At 50.9% G+C, this 15820-nt stretch carries 16 protein-coding genes; 2 read left to right on the forward strand and 14 right to left on the reverse strand.

Going from position 1 to position 15820, the window contains the following annotated elements:
• Positions 1 to 10 precede the first annotated feature (10 nt).
• The 10 genes from steA to ULO1_RS02295 form a co-directional block, all read right to left on the reverse strand.
• Positions 11 to 1135, reverse strand: a complete 1125-nt coding sequence (gene steA / locus ULO1_RS02250) for a putative cytokinetic ring protein SteA (RefSeq protein ID WP_078665017.1) — start codon at positions 1133 to 1135, stop codon at positions 11 to 13.
• Positions 1136 to 1224: 89 nt separating this feature from the next.
• Entirely contained in the window at positions 1225 to 1998 is a 774-nt protein-coding gene (spo0A, locus tag ULO1_RS02255; RefSeq protein WP_079932898.1) for a sporulation transcription factor Spo0A, read from the reverse strand.
• A gap of 117 nt (positions 1999 to 2115) precedes the next feature.
• Entirely contained in the window at positions 2116 to 3381 is a 1266-nt protein-coding gene (gene spoIVB, locus ULO1_RS02260; protein WP_159446588.1) for a SpoIVB peptidase, read from the reverse strand.
• A 159-nt stretch (positions 3382 to 3540) separates the two neighbouring features.
• A complete protein-coding gene (ypeB, locus tag ULO1_RS02265; protein WP_078665014.1) occupies positions 3541 to 4896 on the reverse strand; it encodes a germination protein YpeB in 1356 nt (451 codons plus the stop codon).
• Positions 4897 to 4910: 14 nt separating this feature from the next.
• Positions 4911 to 5624, reverse strand: a complete 714-nt coding sequence (sleB, locus tag ULO1_RS02270) for a spore cortex-lytic enzyme (RefSeq protein ID WP_078665013.1) — start codon at positions 5622 to 5624, stop codon at positions 4911 to 4913.
• 71 nt (positions 5625 to 5695) lie between these two features.
• A complete protein-coding gene (gene recN / locus ULO1_RS02275) occupies positions 5696 to 7354 on the reverse strand; it encodes a DNA repair protein RecN (RefSeq protein WP_159446814.1) in 1659 nt (552 codons plus the stop codon).
• A 12-nt stretch (positions 7355 to 7366) separates the two neighbouring features.
• Positions 7367 to 7822, reverse strand: a complete 456-nt coding sequence (gene argR, locus ULO1_RS02280) for an arginine repressor (protein ID WP_078665011.1) — start codon at positions 7820 to 7822, stop codon at positions 7367 to 7369.
• Positions 7823 to 7828: 6 nt separating this feature from the next.
• A complete protein-coding gene (locus ULO1_RS02285; protein ID WP_079906990.1) occupies positions 7829 to 8395 on the reverse strand; it encodes a class I SAM-dependent methyltransferase in 567 nt (188 codons plus the stop codon).
• Positions 8388 to 9197, reverse strand: a complete 810-nt coding sequence (locus tag ULO1_RS02290) for an NAD(+)/NADH kinase (RefSeq protein WP_079932900.1) — start codon at positions 9195 to 9197, stop codon at positions 8388 to 8390. The genes ULO1_RS02285 and ULO1_RS02290 overlap by 8 nt, the downstream gene beginning before the upstream one ends.
• Positions 9197 to 9565 carry a type II toxin-antitoxin system PemK/MazF family toxin gene (locus tag ULO1_RS02295; protein ID WP_078665008.1) on the reverse strand — a complete coding sequence of 123 codons (369 nt, stop codon included), beginning with the start codon at positions 9563 to 9565 and terminating at the stop codon, positions 9197 to 9199. The genes ULO1_RS02290 and ULO1_RS02295 overlap by 1 nt, the downstream gene beginning before the upstream one ends.
• Positions 9566 to 9657: 92 nt before the next feature.
• Here ULO1_RS02295 and ULO1_RS02300 point away from each other — a divergent pair, with 92 nt between their 5' ends.
• Together ULO1_RS02300 and ULO1_RS02305 are read left to right on the forward strand one after the other, a co-directional pair.
• Positions 9658 to 10374, forward strand: coding sequence for a 4Fe-4S binding protein (locus ULO1_RS02300; protein ID WP_078665007.1), 717 nt, complete (start codon positions 9658 to 9660; stop codon positions 10372 to 10374).
• Positions 10375 to 10430: 56 nt separating this feature from the next.
• Positions 10431 to 10841, forward strand: a complete 411-nt coding sequence (locus tag ULO1_RS02305) for a hypothetical protein (protein WP_079906989.1) — start codon at positions 10431 to 10433, stop codon at positions 10839 to 10841.
• A gap of 1 nt (position 10842) precedes the next feature.
• Here the strand turns inward: ULO1_RS02305 and ULO1_RS02310 are convergent, their stop codons facing one another.
• The 4 genes from ULO1_RS02310 to ULO1_RS02325 all read right to left on the reverse strand — a co-directional run bounded on the left by ULO1_RS02310 (position 10843) and on the right by ULO1_RS02325 (position 15737).
• Positions 10843 to 11475, reverse strand: coding sequence for a cyclodeaminase/cyclohydrolase family protein (locus tag ULO1_RS02310; protein WP_079932901.1), 633 nt, complete (start codon positions 11473 to 11475; stop codon positions 10843 to 10845).
• 16 nt (positions 11476 to 11491) lie between these two features.
• Positions 11492 to 12346 (reverse strand): bifunctional 5,10-methylenetetrahydrofolate dehydrogenase/5,10-methenyltetrahydrofolate cyclohydrolase, encoded by an 855-nt coding sequence (locus ULO1_RS02315; RefSeq protein ID WP_078665004.1) that lies wholly within the window; start codon positions 12344 to 12346, stop codon positions 11492 to 11494.
• Between the two features lie 81 nt (positions 12347 to 12427).
• A complete protein-coding gene (locus tag ULO1_RS02320) occupies positions 12428 to 14287 on the reverse strand; it encodes a methyl-accepting chemotaxis protein (protein ID WP_159446815.1) in 1860 nt (619 codons plus the stop codon).
• A 211-nt stretch (positions 14288 to 14498) separates the two neighbouring features.
• Positions 14499 to 15737 (reverse strand): DUF438 domain-containing protein, encoded by a 1239-nt coding sequence (locus ULO1_RS02325; protein ID WP_079906985.1) that lies wholly within the window; start codon positions 15735 to 15737, stop codon positions 14499 to 14501.
• Positions 15738 to 15820: the final 83 nt, after the last annotated feature.

Below are 15820 nucleotides of genomic sequence, written 5' to 3' on the forward strand. Positions count from 1 at the left end.
TCCTCTCCAGTTAAATCCCCAGCAGTAATTTAAGCTGCAAATACATCAAGCGCGCCAGCTCGCGGGTAGCGGGTGCCGTGACGATAATAATAAAGATGGGAATGAGGGCCGCCACCACGATTTCCACCACATGCCTGGGTTTGAGCCGGTGCCGATAAAGCCGATTTACACCCCGCGCATCTACCAGAATGGACCCCACTTTCAGACGCACCAGAAAAGTGCTGGCCATCCCTTTTCTGCCTTTTTCCAGAAAATCGATGAAATTGGAATGGGTACCCACCGCTACCAGCAATTCAGCACCTTTTTCATAGGCCAGTAGCATGGCTATATCCTCACTGGTGCCAGGAGCGGGAAAAGTTCTGGCCTCAAGACCCAGTCGCTGCACTCGGGCCAGCCCAGGCGCCCGACCGTCAGGATAGGCATGAACGATCAACTCTGCCCCACAGGCCAGGGTTTCATCAGAAATGGAGTCCATGTCCCCTACAATCACATCAGGGCAATAACCAAACTCCACCAGGGCATCAGCACCACCGTCCACACCGATTAGCACCGGTTTAACTTCATCGATATAGCTTTTAATAGCCAGCAAATCTTCCCGGTAATTCTGCCCCCGCACTACGATCAGGGCATGCCGACCAGCAAACTGAGTCCTGGTTTCCGGAATAGCCACTTCCCCCAGAATCAATCCCTGTTCCTTCTCGGCATACTGCAGGGTATTTTCCAGGAAATCCTTGAGAACCCCGGCGATATTGGCCTTGGCATTGGCCAGCTGCCGTTCCACTTCATCAATAGTCAGCCATTGCCCAAAACCGGCCAATTTATCGCCCACCCAAATTTCCCCGTTCTCTTTTATCAGCACCTGTTGCCCTTCCCGCAGGGTTTCCATGATACTTTCCCCGGCCAGGTCAATCAGGGGGATTCCGTTTTGCAAAAGGGCCCTGGGCCCCAGGTTGGGATAACGGCCGGAGATACTGGCTGCAGCATTGACCACCGCTTTTACCCGGGCTTTAACCAGGCTCATGGCTGCCACTTCGTCCAGATCCTGGTGATTGATAACCGCAATTTCTCCTGGTTTGATTCTTTTGGCCAGGTTCTTGGTTTTTTTATCCACACGGGCAATGCCCTTGATTTCCATGGTTTTTTCACCTCAAAAAGATTTTACCCTATTTACTACCTCTATGCAACTCCTTGCAAAAAAGAGCAGCGAGGGCAAGCCTCGCTGTCTTAGCTAACTTTGGCAGTTATACGCAGTTTATCGGCTATCATAGCGATAAACTCACTATTTGTGGGTTTGCCCCTTTCATTATTAACTGTGTAACCGAAGAACTTGTTCATCATCTCCACATTGCCCCGGTCCCAGGCCAGTTCAATAGCATGGCGAATGGCTCTTTCCACCCGGCTAGGAGTGGTATTGTATTTCTCAGCAATGGCAGGATAGAGTTCCTTGGTAATCGCTCCTAACAAATGGACATGGTCCACCACCATCAAAATAGCTTCCCGTAAATATTGATATCCCTTGATATGGGCAGGTACTCCCATTTCATGGATGATGTTGGTCACCAGCACATCCAGGTTTTTGGTTTTGGCGACAGGAGTGTAGGCAGGAATGGTATAGCCGGTATCCACCATTTGCCTGATGCGATGGCTTAAAACATTGAAATCAAAGGGTTTCAACAGGTAATAATCTGCCCCCAGCTGCATTGCCTTCTGGGTCACGGTTTCCTGACCAAAAGCGGTAAGCATTAAAATTTTAGGCCGCTTCGGCAGATCCAGGGTCTGCATTCTTTCCAGTACCCCAATCCCATCCAAATGAGGCATAATTAAATCCAGAATGATTAAATCTGGTTGCTCCGATTGGATTAGTTCCAGAGCTTCCAGTCCATTATGAGCTACTCCGACCAGAATGAAATCCTCATCCCGGGTCAGGTGTTTGCTCAACATATCACAAAATTCCCGGTTATCATCAACTAAGAGGATTTTCACATCTTTGTACATCATCTTTTCGCCCCCTGTACACCACTTCTTTTTCTTTTTATTGTCTATAATTCCATTCGACGCTAGACTGGTTATTCCTGCTTTTATTGCATAAACAATTTCTACAAAAAAATTTACCGCCTAACTGGCGGCTTTTTTCCAGGTTTCGACAAGGCCCGCTTCTTCTAACATTTTTTCGATATAACATCCATAACCCAAACGGGGATTATTGACTAAAACATGAGTAACCGCTCCCACAATTCGACCTTTTTGGATTATGGGGCTACCAGACATACCCTGAATGATTCCGCCTGTTTCTTTTAAAAGCCTGGGATCGGTAATTTCCACCACCATTCCCTTACCATCCGGTCGATCAGGGGGCAACAATTTTTTTATGTTGATGGTAAAGGCTTCTACTTTTTCGCCATTTATAACTGTTAAAATTTGGGCCGGTCCTGTTTCTACCTGGTTATTGCTTACTACTGGCAGAGGCCGGCTGGCAGGAAACTTGCCATAAATTCTGCCAAAAATACCCACCTGAGTGTTATGGGTAATTTCACCCCACCAGCTGCCATCGTCCACAAAAACTCCCAATTTTTCTCCAGGAAATCCTTCTTTGCCTTTATGAATGGCCTGTACTACTGCTCGTACAATCTTGCCTTCCCGGATGTCAATGGGTTCACTGGTATCACTATCGGCTATTATATGACCCAGGGCACCAAAATAAGCTTTTTTGGGTTCAATAAAAGTAAGAGTGCCAACTCCAGAAGCACTATCCCGAATGTATAAACCAATCCGATAACTCTGGGTTTCGGGACAAAAACGCGGAGTTACGGCCACCTGTAACCGGGTACCGCGCCGTTCAATAGTAAGGATAGCTTTTTCTCCTTTTTGCCCAATTTGTGTAATTATCTCTGCCATTTCCTTCTCATTGTTAATATTTTTCCCATTGATAGCCAGAATGGTATCTCCAATTAACACCCCGGCATCCCGGCCCGGATATATTTTTTCTTCCCCCTCACTGGTAATAGGTGCATAACCTACTACCATTACACCCCTGGATTTTAATAATACTCCGATAGACTGTCCCCCGGGTATCAAATGCATCTCCGGCAGAACCCTGACAGTAAAGCGATGCAACGGTAAAAACCCAAACAATTTTACCGCCAGTTCGGCTTCTCCCGGTTCTCTGGCAACCGGTTGACCCTGTTGCAAGGAAATAGCCGGTGAGTAATTAACATTAACGATTTGCAAAAAGCGCTGCCAGGTTTTAGGCCAGTTGATGGCGAGGGTAAGTTTTTCTCCCACCACTGCTTGCTGGGCGGTAGGCAAAGCGGAAAAATAATGGACTGGAGCCTGAATGAAGGCGGAAATCAGCAGGAAAATCAGCAAAATACCTTTCCTCACCCTATTTCCCTCCTTTATGACCTGATTGCTTTAAATGACACCTCCTTTAAGCGATTTTTGCGGCTAATCATAACTTGTCCTGTTCCTTATTTTCTTATACTGCCGCTTTAAAACAGGGAAAGAAAAACAAATGCAGGCTAAAAAGCCTGCAGCAAATTTTTACATGGTCAGTGAACCAAATTGTGTCTCAATCACCTTTAAAACCTTTTCGACACTACCATTTTTTACATTAAAATATTCATAATACAATTCGCCTGCCAGTTTGCCTTTCACTTCCCAGCAGAGAATTTCATTGCGGCTGGGAGTGGGAATCAAAGCCAGCTTAATATGTTCCACTTTCAGCTCCGGAGGCAGTTTTTTCTTGATAGCTTCCGGTTTAACCAGGACAGGGGGCAACTGGCGCTGAATATGGGACATCAGATAACCAGTAGCCTCGAAGCCGAGGATTTGTCCATTGTCCAGGGCTACCTTGATCTTTACCAGATCAGGATAAAGCAACACCCCGTCCTGAACCGCCACCAGGGCCACCGTGGCAATTCCGTCTTCCCGTAAAACATAAGTGGGTGCCAGGTTATCATAACCCCGCAAGCGGGCAAAAGCTACTGCCCGTTTTTCCGCCTCCTCAGCCGAGAGTACGGGTTCAGCCAATTTGCGCCGGTGTAACATCCAGATAACTTTACCGCCTTTTTTGCTAATGTCCATAATTATCCGTTCTTCTGAGGTTTTCCCGGCCGGCACCAGTTCTAGACTGAAGGCGGGGATTTTCCCCCTGACATCCCCTTTAGTCCGCACTTCCCAGACCTTGCCCTGACCATCAATAAAACTGCGAGCAATATCCATAGCGCGGGCCAGGGTGATATTTTCCCCGCTTAAGCCCCGCGGCAAGGCCCGTTCTAAATGTTCGGAAAAAGGCCCATCGTAGATTAATGCAGGTGTATCCTGCATTGCCTTGGCAACTGGCTTCATATCCAGCGGCTGCGGTTTACGGGCCTGACGCCCCAGGGTACTGCCGCTTTCCCGGCGCACCTCGGCCAGATAAACCCGCCCATCCTGCACATCCTGGACTGCCACCTGCAATTCGGCATTCAGCTTCTGGGCCTGGCGATAGAGTTTTTGCAGCTGCTCTCTTTCCTTCTTCCCCGGTAACTTGCCTTCAGCATTGCGTTTATTGAGAAAATAGGCATAATCCCCTAGCTGGTTTAGAAATTTGGCTGTTTTAACTGTGGTGGAATTGCTCAATGGCAGCTGACCCAGATTTTCCTGGGCAGTGATCGCCTCATACCAGAGGTCAGCCAGTATAGCCGCATTGGCCTTAGGATCCATTGCCACCAGGCTTTTGCCCAGTAGCATCTCGGCATTGCCTACATGGTCGGCTAAATTATAAAAGGAACGCTGATAGTGATTACTTAACAGTTTTTCCAGGTCCTCTTTCATCATTTTTTGCTGCCAGCCCCACCAGCCTACTCCTAGTAAGCCCAAACTGAGCAAAAAAATCGCTATTCTCTGTCCACGCATACCATCATCTCCTCTCAGCGCGCAAACACATGGTCGCCAATCCGGCGAATAATCGGACGGGACCAGATCCAGCTGCTTACCGGTTTACTGGGATTCCAGAAGAAGAGAGCTCCCTGGGTAGGATCATAGCCATTCAAGGCATCCCGGGCTGCCTGCAGGGCTGTAGCTGAAGGCGGCCTATTAATCAGTCCATTGGACACACTCTCAAAGGCCAGAGGCTGAAAAATCACATCAGCTATAGTGTTGGGAAACAGGGGGCTGGCCACCCGGTTTAAAACCACTGCCGCTACTGCTACCTGTCCTTCATAGGGTTCCCCACCAGCTTCAGCCTGTACCAGGCGAGCCAGTAAAGTCAGGTCATTGCGCCGCATCAGCCCCCGGCTGATTGTTGTGGTGGTCCGCACTGCCCTGGCTGGAGAAGTCCAGAGGCCCATAGCTTTCAGAGTGGCAGGCCCGACTACTCCATCAGGAGTCAATCCATTAGCCCGCTGGAATTTTCTCACCGCCGTCCAGGTCGATGACCCGTAGATTCCGTCAATTGGCCCCGTGTAATACCCCCAGGCCTTGAGTTTGGCTTGAACAGACCTTACATCTGCCCCGGAGCTCCCCCAGAACAGAGTGCGGGAGATGGCTGGCAAACTTTGTTCTGCCCAGTGCCAGCCCCAGCCCAGAAGTAAGAGGAAGATCATCAGCATCCCTAGCAGGGTTTTGCGTTCCATTTTTTTCATCCTTTCCCGCCAATTCTTTTCCGACCATAGTTTGCCTGCTCAGGGACTTAAATATGCAAAAGCGCAGAGCCTTAGCCCTGCGCTTTCAGAAGTTCTCCCGTATGTTCGCCACCTACCATGCGGGCCAGTTCTGTCAGCCTTTCCTCCGCTGCCAGAGTTTTGACCCGGGTAAAAGTTCTTTCCCCAACTACTTCTTTATAAATGTAGAAATGTTGATCAGCCAGACCTGCTACCGCCGGAGAGTGGGTGATGCTCAGAACCTGATACTGCTGGCCCAGCTGGGCCAGCTTTTCTCCTACCTTGCGGGCTGCTGCCCCGCTCAAGCCAGCATCCACTTCATCAAAAACCAGGGTGATTCCCGGTTCCTCAGTTAGCAAAACAGTGCGTAAAGCCAGTAAAATCCGGGATAATTCCCCACCAGAAGCGATTTTGGCCAGGGGCTTCAGAGGTTCTCCCGGGTTGGGGCTGAGGAAAAATTCCGCATCGCTGCCACCGTTCTGGCTCCAGTGTTCCGTTGGAGACAGCTGGACAGAGAAACGGGAACCGGCCATGGCCAGATCCGCTAATTGATTTTCAATCGCTCTGGCCAGGAGAATAGCGGCCTGTCTTCTTTGCCCATTGACCACCTCTGCCAGCTCTTTCCCCTCTTGTTCCAGCTGTTCCAGTTGTAGCTGGATTTCCTCCAGATTCTCTTCCGCCTGTTCCAGTTTGTTCAGCTCCAGTTTGATCTGTTCCCGGTAAGCCAGCACATCCGTCACCGTACTGCCATATTTTTTACAGAGCTGTTTAATCAGATCCAGTCGCTCCTGAGCCAGTTCCAGCCCTTCCGGGTCAAACTCGATTTTTTCCTGATAACGGTTCAGCTCCCGGGCCAGCTCTTCCAGGCGATAATAGCACTCCTCCACCTCAGTAGCCAGCGGAGTTGCTCCCTGATGCAGGCGAGCCAGCTGTTTCACTTCCTCCATCACCTGGGCCAGCAGGTCCAAAGCAGCCGGCTGACGGCCACTTCCTGCCGCCAGCAGTTCATAGGCCCTGCCACAGGACTGGGCCAACCTCTCCGCCTGACCCAGCAATTGTACCCTTTCCAGCAGTTCTTCCTCTTCCCCGGGTTGTAACTGGGCCTTATCGATTTCCTGCAGCTGGTAACGGAGTAAATCTATTTCCCGCCAGCGCTGCCGGCCGCTGGCCTGCAGTTCCTCCTTTGTTGCCAGCAGCTGGCGATAACGCCGGGCCAATTGGGCAAGCTGCCTGACCTGCTGGCAATGGTCCCGCCCGGCATAACGGTCCAGCAGTTCTAAGTGCCGTTCCGGTCTGAGCAAAAACTGCTGCTGGTGCTGAGCATGAATCTCGGCCAGGCCACCTATCAGCTCCCGATACTGGTTCAAAGGCAATAAACGGCCATTAATGCGGCACTGGCTGCGGCCATTCAGGTTCAATACCCTCTCCAGAAAAATAGTGCCGTCTTCCTCCGGTTCAATCCCCTGTTGCTGCAGTTTTACCACCCAGCCTTCCCGGTCAGCTGGCAAAAAAACCCCGCTTACTCTGGTTTCCTGGGCCCCATGGCGGATAAATTCAGTAGCCCCTCTAGCCCCGGTCAAAAGGGCAAGGGCATCCATGATAATGGACTTACCAGCCCCGGTCTCCCCGGTAAAAACCGTGAAGCCTTCTGCCAGCTCCAGTTCCAGCCTCTCAATCAGGGCAAAATTTTCGATACACAAGGTGAGGAGCATCATCGCTACCCCCTATCCCAGCATCATCTCTTTAAAACGGGTTACCACCTGTTCAGTTGCCTCTTTGGGTTTAACAATAACCAGAATAGTATCATCACCGGCTACCGTCCCCATGATTTCCTCCCACTGAGCCCCATCAATGGTGGAGGCCACCGCCTGGGCGGTTCCCGGCAAGGTTTTGATGACAATCAGGTTATCACAGTGGTCTATATGAGCTACGGAATCAAGAAAAATACGGCGCATTCGCTCTTCACTGTGCTCAATTACCGAATCCCGGGGCAAACCATAGCGATAGGTCCCATCTCCGGTGGGAATCTTGACCAGGCGCAATTCCTTGATATCCCGGGACACAGTGGCCTGAGTTACTTCAATGCCACGGGCCCGCAATTCCTCCGCTAGTTCCTCCTGGGTTTCAATAACTTTCTCCTCAATGATATCTAAAATCAGGCGCTGGCGCATTGCCTTCATCGCCAATTATCCTCCTTTTTCCACCAGTAATAAATAGGGCGCTGTCTGAGAGCGGTTCAACAGCCGCTGTGACCAAACATTATAACATCTGGGTAAAGCCGCTGCCCAGCTCTCCACCTCCCGGGCTTCCTCCTCACCGCCAGCGTGACCTGTATAGATAGCAATAGCAATTATTCCTCCCGGTAAAAGCAGTTCCACTGCCTGTTGCAGGGCGTTAAGGGTGGTCTCGGCCAGGGTAATCACCCTTTTGTCACTGCCTGGCAAATAACCCAGATTAAAAACCACTGCCTTGACCGGCTCTGAAACATACCGCTTAAGATGCTGGTGCCCATCCGGAATCAGTTCTACCCGGGCAGCCAGTCCGGCTGCCTCTAGCCGCTCTTTGGTATTGCTAATAGCTGTCTCCTGAACATCAAAGGCCCAGACCTTGCCGTTTTCCCCCACCAGTTCAGCCAGATACTGCGTATCATGGCCATTGCCACAGGTCGCGTCCACCGCCCGGTCGCCTGGCCGTACTACCTGAGCCAACCAGAAGTGGCTGAGAGCCACCGCTCCTGCCAATGGACTAGACATTGCACCGGTCACCCGCTTTCAGTTTCTGGCGCAAGACCTGGAAGAAAGTGCGGTCCGTTAACTTGATAAACCGCGCTCTTACCTCAGCCCGTTGCACACAGATCAAATCATTCGGTTCCAGCACTACTCCATGCTGTCCATCTACGGTCAACATAGCCTGTCCCTCATAATGACCCACTCTGATCATGACTTCGGCTTCAGGCCCCACTACCATGGGCCGGGAAGTAAGAGAATGAGGACAGATCGGGGTAATCAGCAGCACTTCCAGATGGGGTGGGACAATGGCCCCGCCTGCGGACAGGGAATAGGCAGTAGAACCAGTAGGAGAAGCCACGATAATCCCATCAGCGGGTATGGTGGAGACATGTTCCCGGTTGACGAAAATATCCAGTGGCAGCAGGCGGGCAAAAGCCCCCTTGGTCACTACCACGTCATTTAAGGCAATAGCGGTTTCCAGCAGCCTTCCCTGTCGCTGTACCCGGGCCTCCAGCATCATCCTTTCCTCGATCCGGTAGGCAGCCGCTGCCAGCCGCTCCAGGGCCCAGTCCAGGTCATGTACCTCGATTTCCGTTAAAAAACCGAGCTGGCCGAAATTGATACCAAGAACAGGGATACCCCGGGGTGCCAGGTCCCTTGCGGCCTGCAGGAGGGTACCATCCCCTCCTAACACCAGGACAAAATCGGCCTCCTCCTGGTCGATTTGCCAGCCCAGCTCCTTGAGACGAGTGCGGAGATAGTTTCCTGTTTCCACTGCTCCCATTTTTTGTTGGTTAATAATTAAACCAACGGTTTTGTTTTTCATCAGTTTCCTCCTTGCTCCAGGCCCAGGGAAAATTTCAGACCTGCCTCGATTTTGGGCACCAGCCGCCCGGGCAGTCTCCCGATTATCTCCAGTAAACGCTTGCGTTCGATGGTGAGAATAACGTTAAGCAAGACCGAACTGTTTTTCAAACCCGTTTCTGCCGCATTCTCTGCCCCCAGTGGTACTTGCAGGGGATCATCCAGACAATCCCCCGGTTTACAGGGTACAATGGGAGCCACAATTACCAGCGGGCTGACCCGGTTGCCCCAGTTATTCTGAATCACCAGTACCGGCCCTGTCCGCTCCCGGTCGTTAAAAAAATACCGGGCCAGCACGATATCTCCTCTTTTGATCTCCAGTCCATTCATAAATTATTGTCCCCTTTCCGGGCAAATAAAATTGACCCTGCTTCTGTTTAATTATAATATAGTAAAAAACAGCAACGCAAGGAGGCTTTCACATGAGTTTAGCTACCCTCTTTTCTCCCTGGGCCAGTTTCTACCGACCTCCTCTTTTCGCCCTCCTGCCCGTTGACGATCCCGGGCTAGGAGAGCTTTATCATCATCTACCCTATCACCTTCAACCCGTAGATTTGCTGGCTTCAGCCCGGACTATTCTCATTTATTTTCTACCTTTCCCGCCAGAAGTGATTGCTGCCAATCGCCAGCAACCTGATACCGCTCCCCTCTGGGCAGAATATTATGTTCGGACCAATCAGGTAATCGGCCAATTTAACCAGGCCATTGCTCACTGGCTGGAACAGGCAGGTTATCATGCTGCCTGGCAACCGGCTACCCATAATTTTGATGAAAAGACCTTGACTGCTCCCTGGTCCCACAAAAGCCTGGCAGTTGCCGCCGGTCTGGCTGTCTTTGGCCGCCACCAGCAGGCCATCACGGCAGCTGGCTGTGCCGGGCGCTTTGGCAGTCTGGTGACTGATGCCCCTCCCGACTGGCTGTCAACCCAGCTGCCCCCGGCACCGCCACCAGAGCCCTGTCTTGATTGTGGCTATTGCTGGCGGGTCTGTCCAGTCGGTGCCTTGACCGCAACGGGGCTGGACAAGCAAAAATGCTATAGTCGTCTACTGGAGGTAGCAGCCCGGTTCACTCACCTTGGCCTCTGTGATGTCTGTGGCAAATGTTCCGTTGGCCCCTGTGCCGCCTGGGAAAAGGAATAAAAGAACGGGAAAAAGGGCAGGATATCCCTGATTTATCCGCATAAGGAGGCCAAACCATGTATTTACGCCACCTGAAACGGCTGGGATTACTGCCTTTTTACTTTTCCCTGCTCCCCGAACACAAGCAATTGCTGCTAAGTTATGGCTTTGCCGACCCTGTCTACACCCAAACCCTGCGCCGCCCCTGCCAGTTTCTCTGGGTTACAGCAGCCAATGCTCTCCCCCATGGACACTGGGATTTCTGTGAGTTCATCCTGCACTATGCCTGGCAGCTGGCGGAAAAGCAGGGCTTACAGGCAGATCTGGCCCACATTCATGCCAATCTGGCCCAGCTCTATTCTGATCAGGTTTTGACAAAACAGAAGGCAGTGGAAAAATGCCTTTTCCACTGCCAGCAAGTGCTGAAAACCGGCTATTTTACCCGCTGGGCCCAGCAGCTGCTGGAGGAAATGTCCCAGCTCTATTGACCTAGGCCAGACGGCTCTGTACCACTGCCACCGCTTTTTCCTTTAGTTCCCGGGCCCGGGCCACCAGCTGATCCCGTTCGGCTTTGGCCTGGGCAACATAGGCCTCATCCTTGATCATGGGCAAATTGATGTCCACGCTGAGTAAAACAGCATTTAAAGCCGCTTCCGCCACATAAGCCCCTACTCCCACATCGCTGATAGCTCCCTTGTTGCCAATTCCACTCAAACGGTCGGCCAGCTCCAGAGCCTTTAAGCAAACCCGGGCGATTTCCAGCGGCGTGTCAGTAGCGTTTTTGAGAGCTTCCTGCATTTTGGCTGCCCGCAGGGCTTTTTCTTCTTCAGTGTTTTTGGGCATTTTCAATACTTCCATGAAGTTGCCGAATTCCTTAATATCCTGAGCAGTCAGTTCTTCCATGCGAGCCATTACTGCTTGAATTTCCTGCAGAATTTCTTTAACTTCCGGCTCTACATCCTTGTATTTTTCCTTGCCTACCGTCAAATTGGCCACCATTGAAACCATGGATGCTGCCAGACTGCCTACCAGGGCTGAGACACTGCCACCCCCTGGGGTTGGGCTGTCAGAAGCAGCTACTTTCAAAAATTCGCGCACAGAAAGGTCAAAAACGTGACTCATCCAACCAGTACCCCCTTTATTGTTGCTGGCGCTGCAGGCGAATGCCTTTCAGCACATTCCGGTAAATCAGAGCTGTGGTAAGGCTACCCACGCCACCGGGTACGGGTGTAATCCAGCCAGCTACTTCTTTTGCTGCTTCAAAGTCCACATCCCCGCAGATGCCACCATCGATTTCATTGATCCCGGCATCTACTACCACTGCTCCTGGCTTGATCATATCAGCCTTGATCATTTTGGCCTTACCCACAGCGGCGATGAGAATGTCCGCCTGGCGGGTGTGATAGGCCAGATCAGGGGTACGGCTATGGCATACAGTAACCGTAGCATTTTCCTTCAGAATCATGAACACCAGGGGTTTACCCACTGTTTCACCCCGACCCACGATTACCGCATGTTTACCGGCAATCGGCAGGCCAGAGCGCTTAATCACCTCAATACAGCTTTCCGGAGTGGCAGGAAAGAGGCCCTCCTCCCCGCTCAGTATGTAGCCCCGGTTGATGGGATGTACCCCATCTACATCCTTTAAAGGAGAAACGGTTTTCATCACCCGCTCCTTGCTGATGTGTTTGGGCAAGGGCAGTTCCACCATGATACCGTGGACCGTTTCATCCCCGTTGAGTTTTTCAATCAGCGCGATAACCTCTTCTTCCTGGGTGGAGCCGGGCAGATGGAAAAGTTCAAATTCAAATCCCAGTTTGGTCCCGGCATTTTTCTTGGAGTTGGCATAGACCACCGATGCCGGATCATCTCCCACCAGCACTACCGCCAGCTTGGGGCTAATCCCTTCTTCTTTCAATTTGCTGACCTCCGCCGCCACTTCCTCCCTGATGGTAGCGGCAATGGCTTTGCCATCGATTAAATTGGCAGCCACTCAAATCACTCCCCTCCCGATGATTTCAACCGTATATATTCTACGGAGAGGGAATTTTTCCTGCTGAGTTGTCAAACTATTCTATAATTTAAATTTGGTCGTTAAGCTCTGTAACTGACTGGCCAGTTGAGCTAAATTTTGGGCTGCATTGCTGATCTGTTCGGAAGTAGCATTCAGCTCTTCTGTAGAAGCGCTGATTTCTTCACTATTCCCGGAGCTGATCTCACAGCTACTCAGTACCTGACCGATGGCATCCCGCACCTGTTCACTGGAAGCCGCCATTTCCTCAGCAGCGGCGCTGTTTTCTTCGGTAATTGCAGCCACGCTGTCTACCGCTTTCAACACTTCCCCTGTCCCGGCCGAAATCTGTTCAATTACGGCAGACAGATTTTGCATTTGTTCATTGGCCTGCTCAATCATGGTGATAATTTCCCTGAGGGCTTTCTCAGCGGCATCAGCCAGCTGCACGCCATTTTCCACCTCTTCGGTTCCACTTTCCATGGCTGTTACAGCCTGGGCAGTGCCCCTCTGAATAGTATTGACCAGATTGGCGATTTCCTTGGTAGCTTTGCTGGAGCGTTCCGCCAGCTTCCGCACCTCATCTGCCACCACAGCAAAGCCTTTGCCGTGTTCCCCGGCCCGCGCTGCCTCAATGGCTGCATTTAATGCCAGCAAGTTGGTCTGTTCAGCAATCTCGTCGATCACCTGGATAATCTGGCCGATTTGCTCGGAGTAATGCCCCAGCTCCCGGATTTTTTCTGCCGATTCCAGCACCACATTGCGAATCCGGTGCATCCCCCGGATGGTTTCTTCTACCGCCCTTCCCCCGGCTTCTGCCACTTCTGTCGTGCGGGTAGCTACCTGGGCCACCTGGGCCGTGTTCTGACTGGCCTCTTCTACCCCCTTGACCATCTGATTAATCATTTCCGCCATTTGCGTAACGTTCAGTGCCTGTTCCTGAGCCCCCCGGGCAATCTGGTCGATAGCATTGTTCAGCTGTTCCATCATTACCGCTGCGTTTCCGGCAGTAGCACACTGCTGATTGTTAGCTGCTGCCAGCTCCGTTATGGAGCGGGCAACCTGGGTGGAAACCGACACTCCCGCTTCTGCTGCTGCATTCAGTTGCTGGGCAGTTGCTGCTACCTGCTGGGCTGAGTCCTGCAAATTGCCCAGCAATCGCCGCAGGTTTTCTACCATTGTGGTGAAACTGCCGGACAGAATCTTGATTTCATCTTCAGTTTGCACTTCCGGAATTTTAACTGCCAGGTCCCCTTGAGCTACCAGCTCGGTAGTGGCAGCCAGTTCAACCACAGGCCGGGAGAGTTTATTAGCCATGCGCCAGGCAGTCAGCAGACCCAGGACCAGACCGACCAGGGTAATAAAAATATTGATAAGATTGGCCTGAATTGAAGTTTGCTGAGCTGAGTCCACTGCCCTCTTCACTTCTTGCTCAATCAGCCCAATCAATTCACTGCTAATCTGATCATAGGCTTTGGCGTGGGGTAAAGCCTTTTGGGCCAGTTCCATACCCTTCTGTTTATTGCCATTGCGAAAAGCACTGATGATTTCCTGACAGATCGTCACATAGGCTTTATGTTCAGCTCTCAACTGCTCGAGTTTCTGAATTTCCGCTTGAGAAACAAGCGCTTTTTCCAATCTGCCAGCTGTTACATCCCATTCCTTTTGCATCTCCGTAAACTGACTGGCATAATCCTCGTTCCCATAGAGCATGTAGGCTCTGACCAGTCCGCGCAAATTTAATTCATCCCCCCGAAGTTCCGCGACAGTTAGCGCAGCTGGCATATCCTGTCTAATTATTTCACCATAGATCTCATGCATTTTACGCATATTGATAAAGCTGCTTATACTGAGTATGATCGCTACCGCTAATAAGCTAAAGAATGTGACAAGCAATTTTCTTTTGATTGTCCAGTAACTCACTTCCATTCTCTCCTCTCTGGATTTCCATACCCGCTGCCTTTCCGCCAGCCAAATTCGTTCAATAAGTTGCAATCTTATTTTATATATTCTTCACTGCTAAACTTTTTCCTGCAAATTTATGGTTTTTTCGACAACTTTTGTTCAGTGACAACATAGTGGTAAAAAAGCAAGCCCTCATTCCAGTTGAACGAGGGCTAAATTGTAGTCTTATTTAATTTTCATCCAGTATCCGCTTTTCACCACTAATGGCCTGCAAAGGCTTGATATTCTGGGTTACTTCCAGGGTACCAGCATATTCGCCCTTCTCATTGCGCACTGCAAAATAGGTAATGTAAACATACATGCCATTGAAAGGCAACCAGAACTCGGCTTTATTGCGCCGACCGTGCTTGAAATCGTCCAGAATTTTCTCCACTATATGCACACTGTCAGGCGGATGGCAGTTCTGCACCCTGCGCCCGATAATAGCGGGAGTACGGGCAAAAATGCGTTCCGGGCCCTGGGAGAAGTAACGCACTACATCATCTCTATCTACGAAGGTAATATCCACCGGCAGGTGGTTGAATATGAGGGTAATTTCTTCTAAAGTCAACTCCCCCACACCGACTTTTAACTTCCCTGTCGCCGCAACCTGGCCTTCCGCCTGAGTTGCCGCGACATCAAGCCCCGCTGCCCGCCATTTTTGTGCTGGTTTAACCAAAGTGTAACCGATTTCATCACTCTGGTCATGAATGGCCTGCCACTGAGCCGGAGTGAATTTGTCCAGACACATAGGAAAGAGGATATTTTCTTCTTTAAAAATCATGCTGACTACTGCTTCCAGAGCGGGTACGGCTACCTTCCGGGCAAAAGCTACTATTTCTTCCTGTTCTGCCGGCGGGCTGGCTAAAAACTGACGGACTTGTTTGAGCAGAGCCCGGATATCATCATGAACAGCCCACATTACCTTGGAAGGCCCGGAAATGCCATGTTGCTCCAAATAGGGGAAAACTATGTTTTCCTTGCGGCTGTAATGCTTTTCGATCTCCATTAAACTGCTGTGAACCTGTCGCCACTCTGCCAGCAGTTCCTTCAGCTCTTCGGGCTCTGCTGTAGCCAGGCGGTCAATAATTTTTCGCTCTTCAGCCACAACCTGTTCAATGGCCCGGTTTTCCAGCTTGAAGGTGTGTACCGGGTGGCCCGGCTCCTCCTCTGGCCGCCCTTGCTTCTCCAATCCCTCCTGGAACAGGGCAGCATGGACATCACATAACCGCTTTACTTCCTGTTCACTCAATTCGCCGGAAGCGATCAGTTCCTGTTCCAGGGCCCCTACTTCGCTGGCTCCTACTTTCTCCAGGAGATGTTTAAACTCCCTTTTCAACACCTCAGGATCTTTGCCAGCATGCAGGGCCAGGATGATTTCCTTGAGCTGCTGGCGTTTTTCTTTGCCATTATCGATCAGTTCGCTCATTTTACATTCTCCTTTCGTCATCGCCCTTCTGATTATAGTTTACCGTTTTACTCGGAATTAAACTGTGGTGATTGACGAAAGGA

It is taken from the genome of Carboxydocella sp. ULO1, from assembly GCF_002049255.1.
Lineage (GTDB): Bacteria > Bacillota.

Excerpts from the sequence above, each read along its gene's own strand:
- steA (WP_078665017.1), bottom strand. The coding sequence starts at position 1,135 with ATGGAAATCAAGGGCATTGCCCGTGTGGATAAAAAAACCAAGAACCTG.
- spo0A (WP_079932898.1), bottom strand. The coding sequence starts at position 1,998 with ATGATGTACAAAGATGTGAAAATCCTCTTAGTTGATGATAACCGGGAA.
- ypeB (WP_078665014.1), bottom strand. The coding sequence starts at position 4,896 with ATGCGTGGACAGAGAATAGCGATTTTTTTGCTCAGTTTGGGCTTACTA.
- sleB (WP_078665013.1), bottom strand. The coding sequence starts at position 5,624 with ATGAAAAAAATGGAACGCAAAACCCTGCTAGGGATGCTGATGATCTTC.
- recN (WP_159446814.1), bottom strand. The coding sequence starts at position 7,354 with ATGCTCCTCACCTTGTGTATCGAAAATTTTGCCCTGATTGAGAGGCTG.
- argR (WP_078665011.1), bottom strand. The coding sequence starts at position 7,822 with ATGAAGGCAATGCGCCAGCGCCTGATTTTAGATATCATTGAGGAGAAA.
- ULO1_RS02285 (WP_079906990.1), bottom strand. The coding sequence starts at position 8,395 with ATGTCTAGTCCATTGGCAGGAGCGGTGGCTCTCAGCCACTTCTGGTTG.
- ULO1_RS02290 (WP_079932900.1), bottom strand. The coding sequence starts at position 9,197 with ATGAAAAACAAAACCGTTGGTTTAATTATTAACCAACAAAAAATGGGA.
- ULO1_RS02295 (WP_078665008.1), bottom strand. The coding sequence starts at position 9,565 with ATGAATGGACTGGAGATCAAAAGAGGAGATATCGTGCTGGCCCGGTAT.
- ULO1_RS02300 (WP_078665007.1), top strand. The coding sequence starts at position 9,658 with ATGAGTTTAGCTACCCTCTTTTCTCCCTGGGCCAGTTTCTACCGACCT.
- ULO1_RS02305 (WP_079906989.1), top strand. The coding sequence starts at position 10,431 with ATGTATTTACGCCACCTGAAACGGCTGGGATTACTGCCTTTTTACTTT.
- ULO1_RS02310 (WP_079932901.1), bottom strand. The coding sequence starts at position 11,475 with ATGAGTCACGTTTTTGACCTTTCTGTGCGCGAATTTTTGAAAGTAGCT.
- ULO1_RS02325 (WP_079906985.1), bottom strand. The coding sequence starts at position 15,737 with ATGAGCGAACTGATCGATAATGGCAAAGAAAAACGCCAGCAGCTCAAG.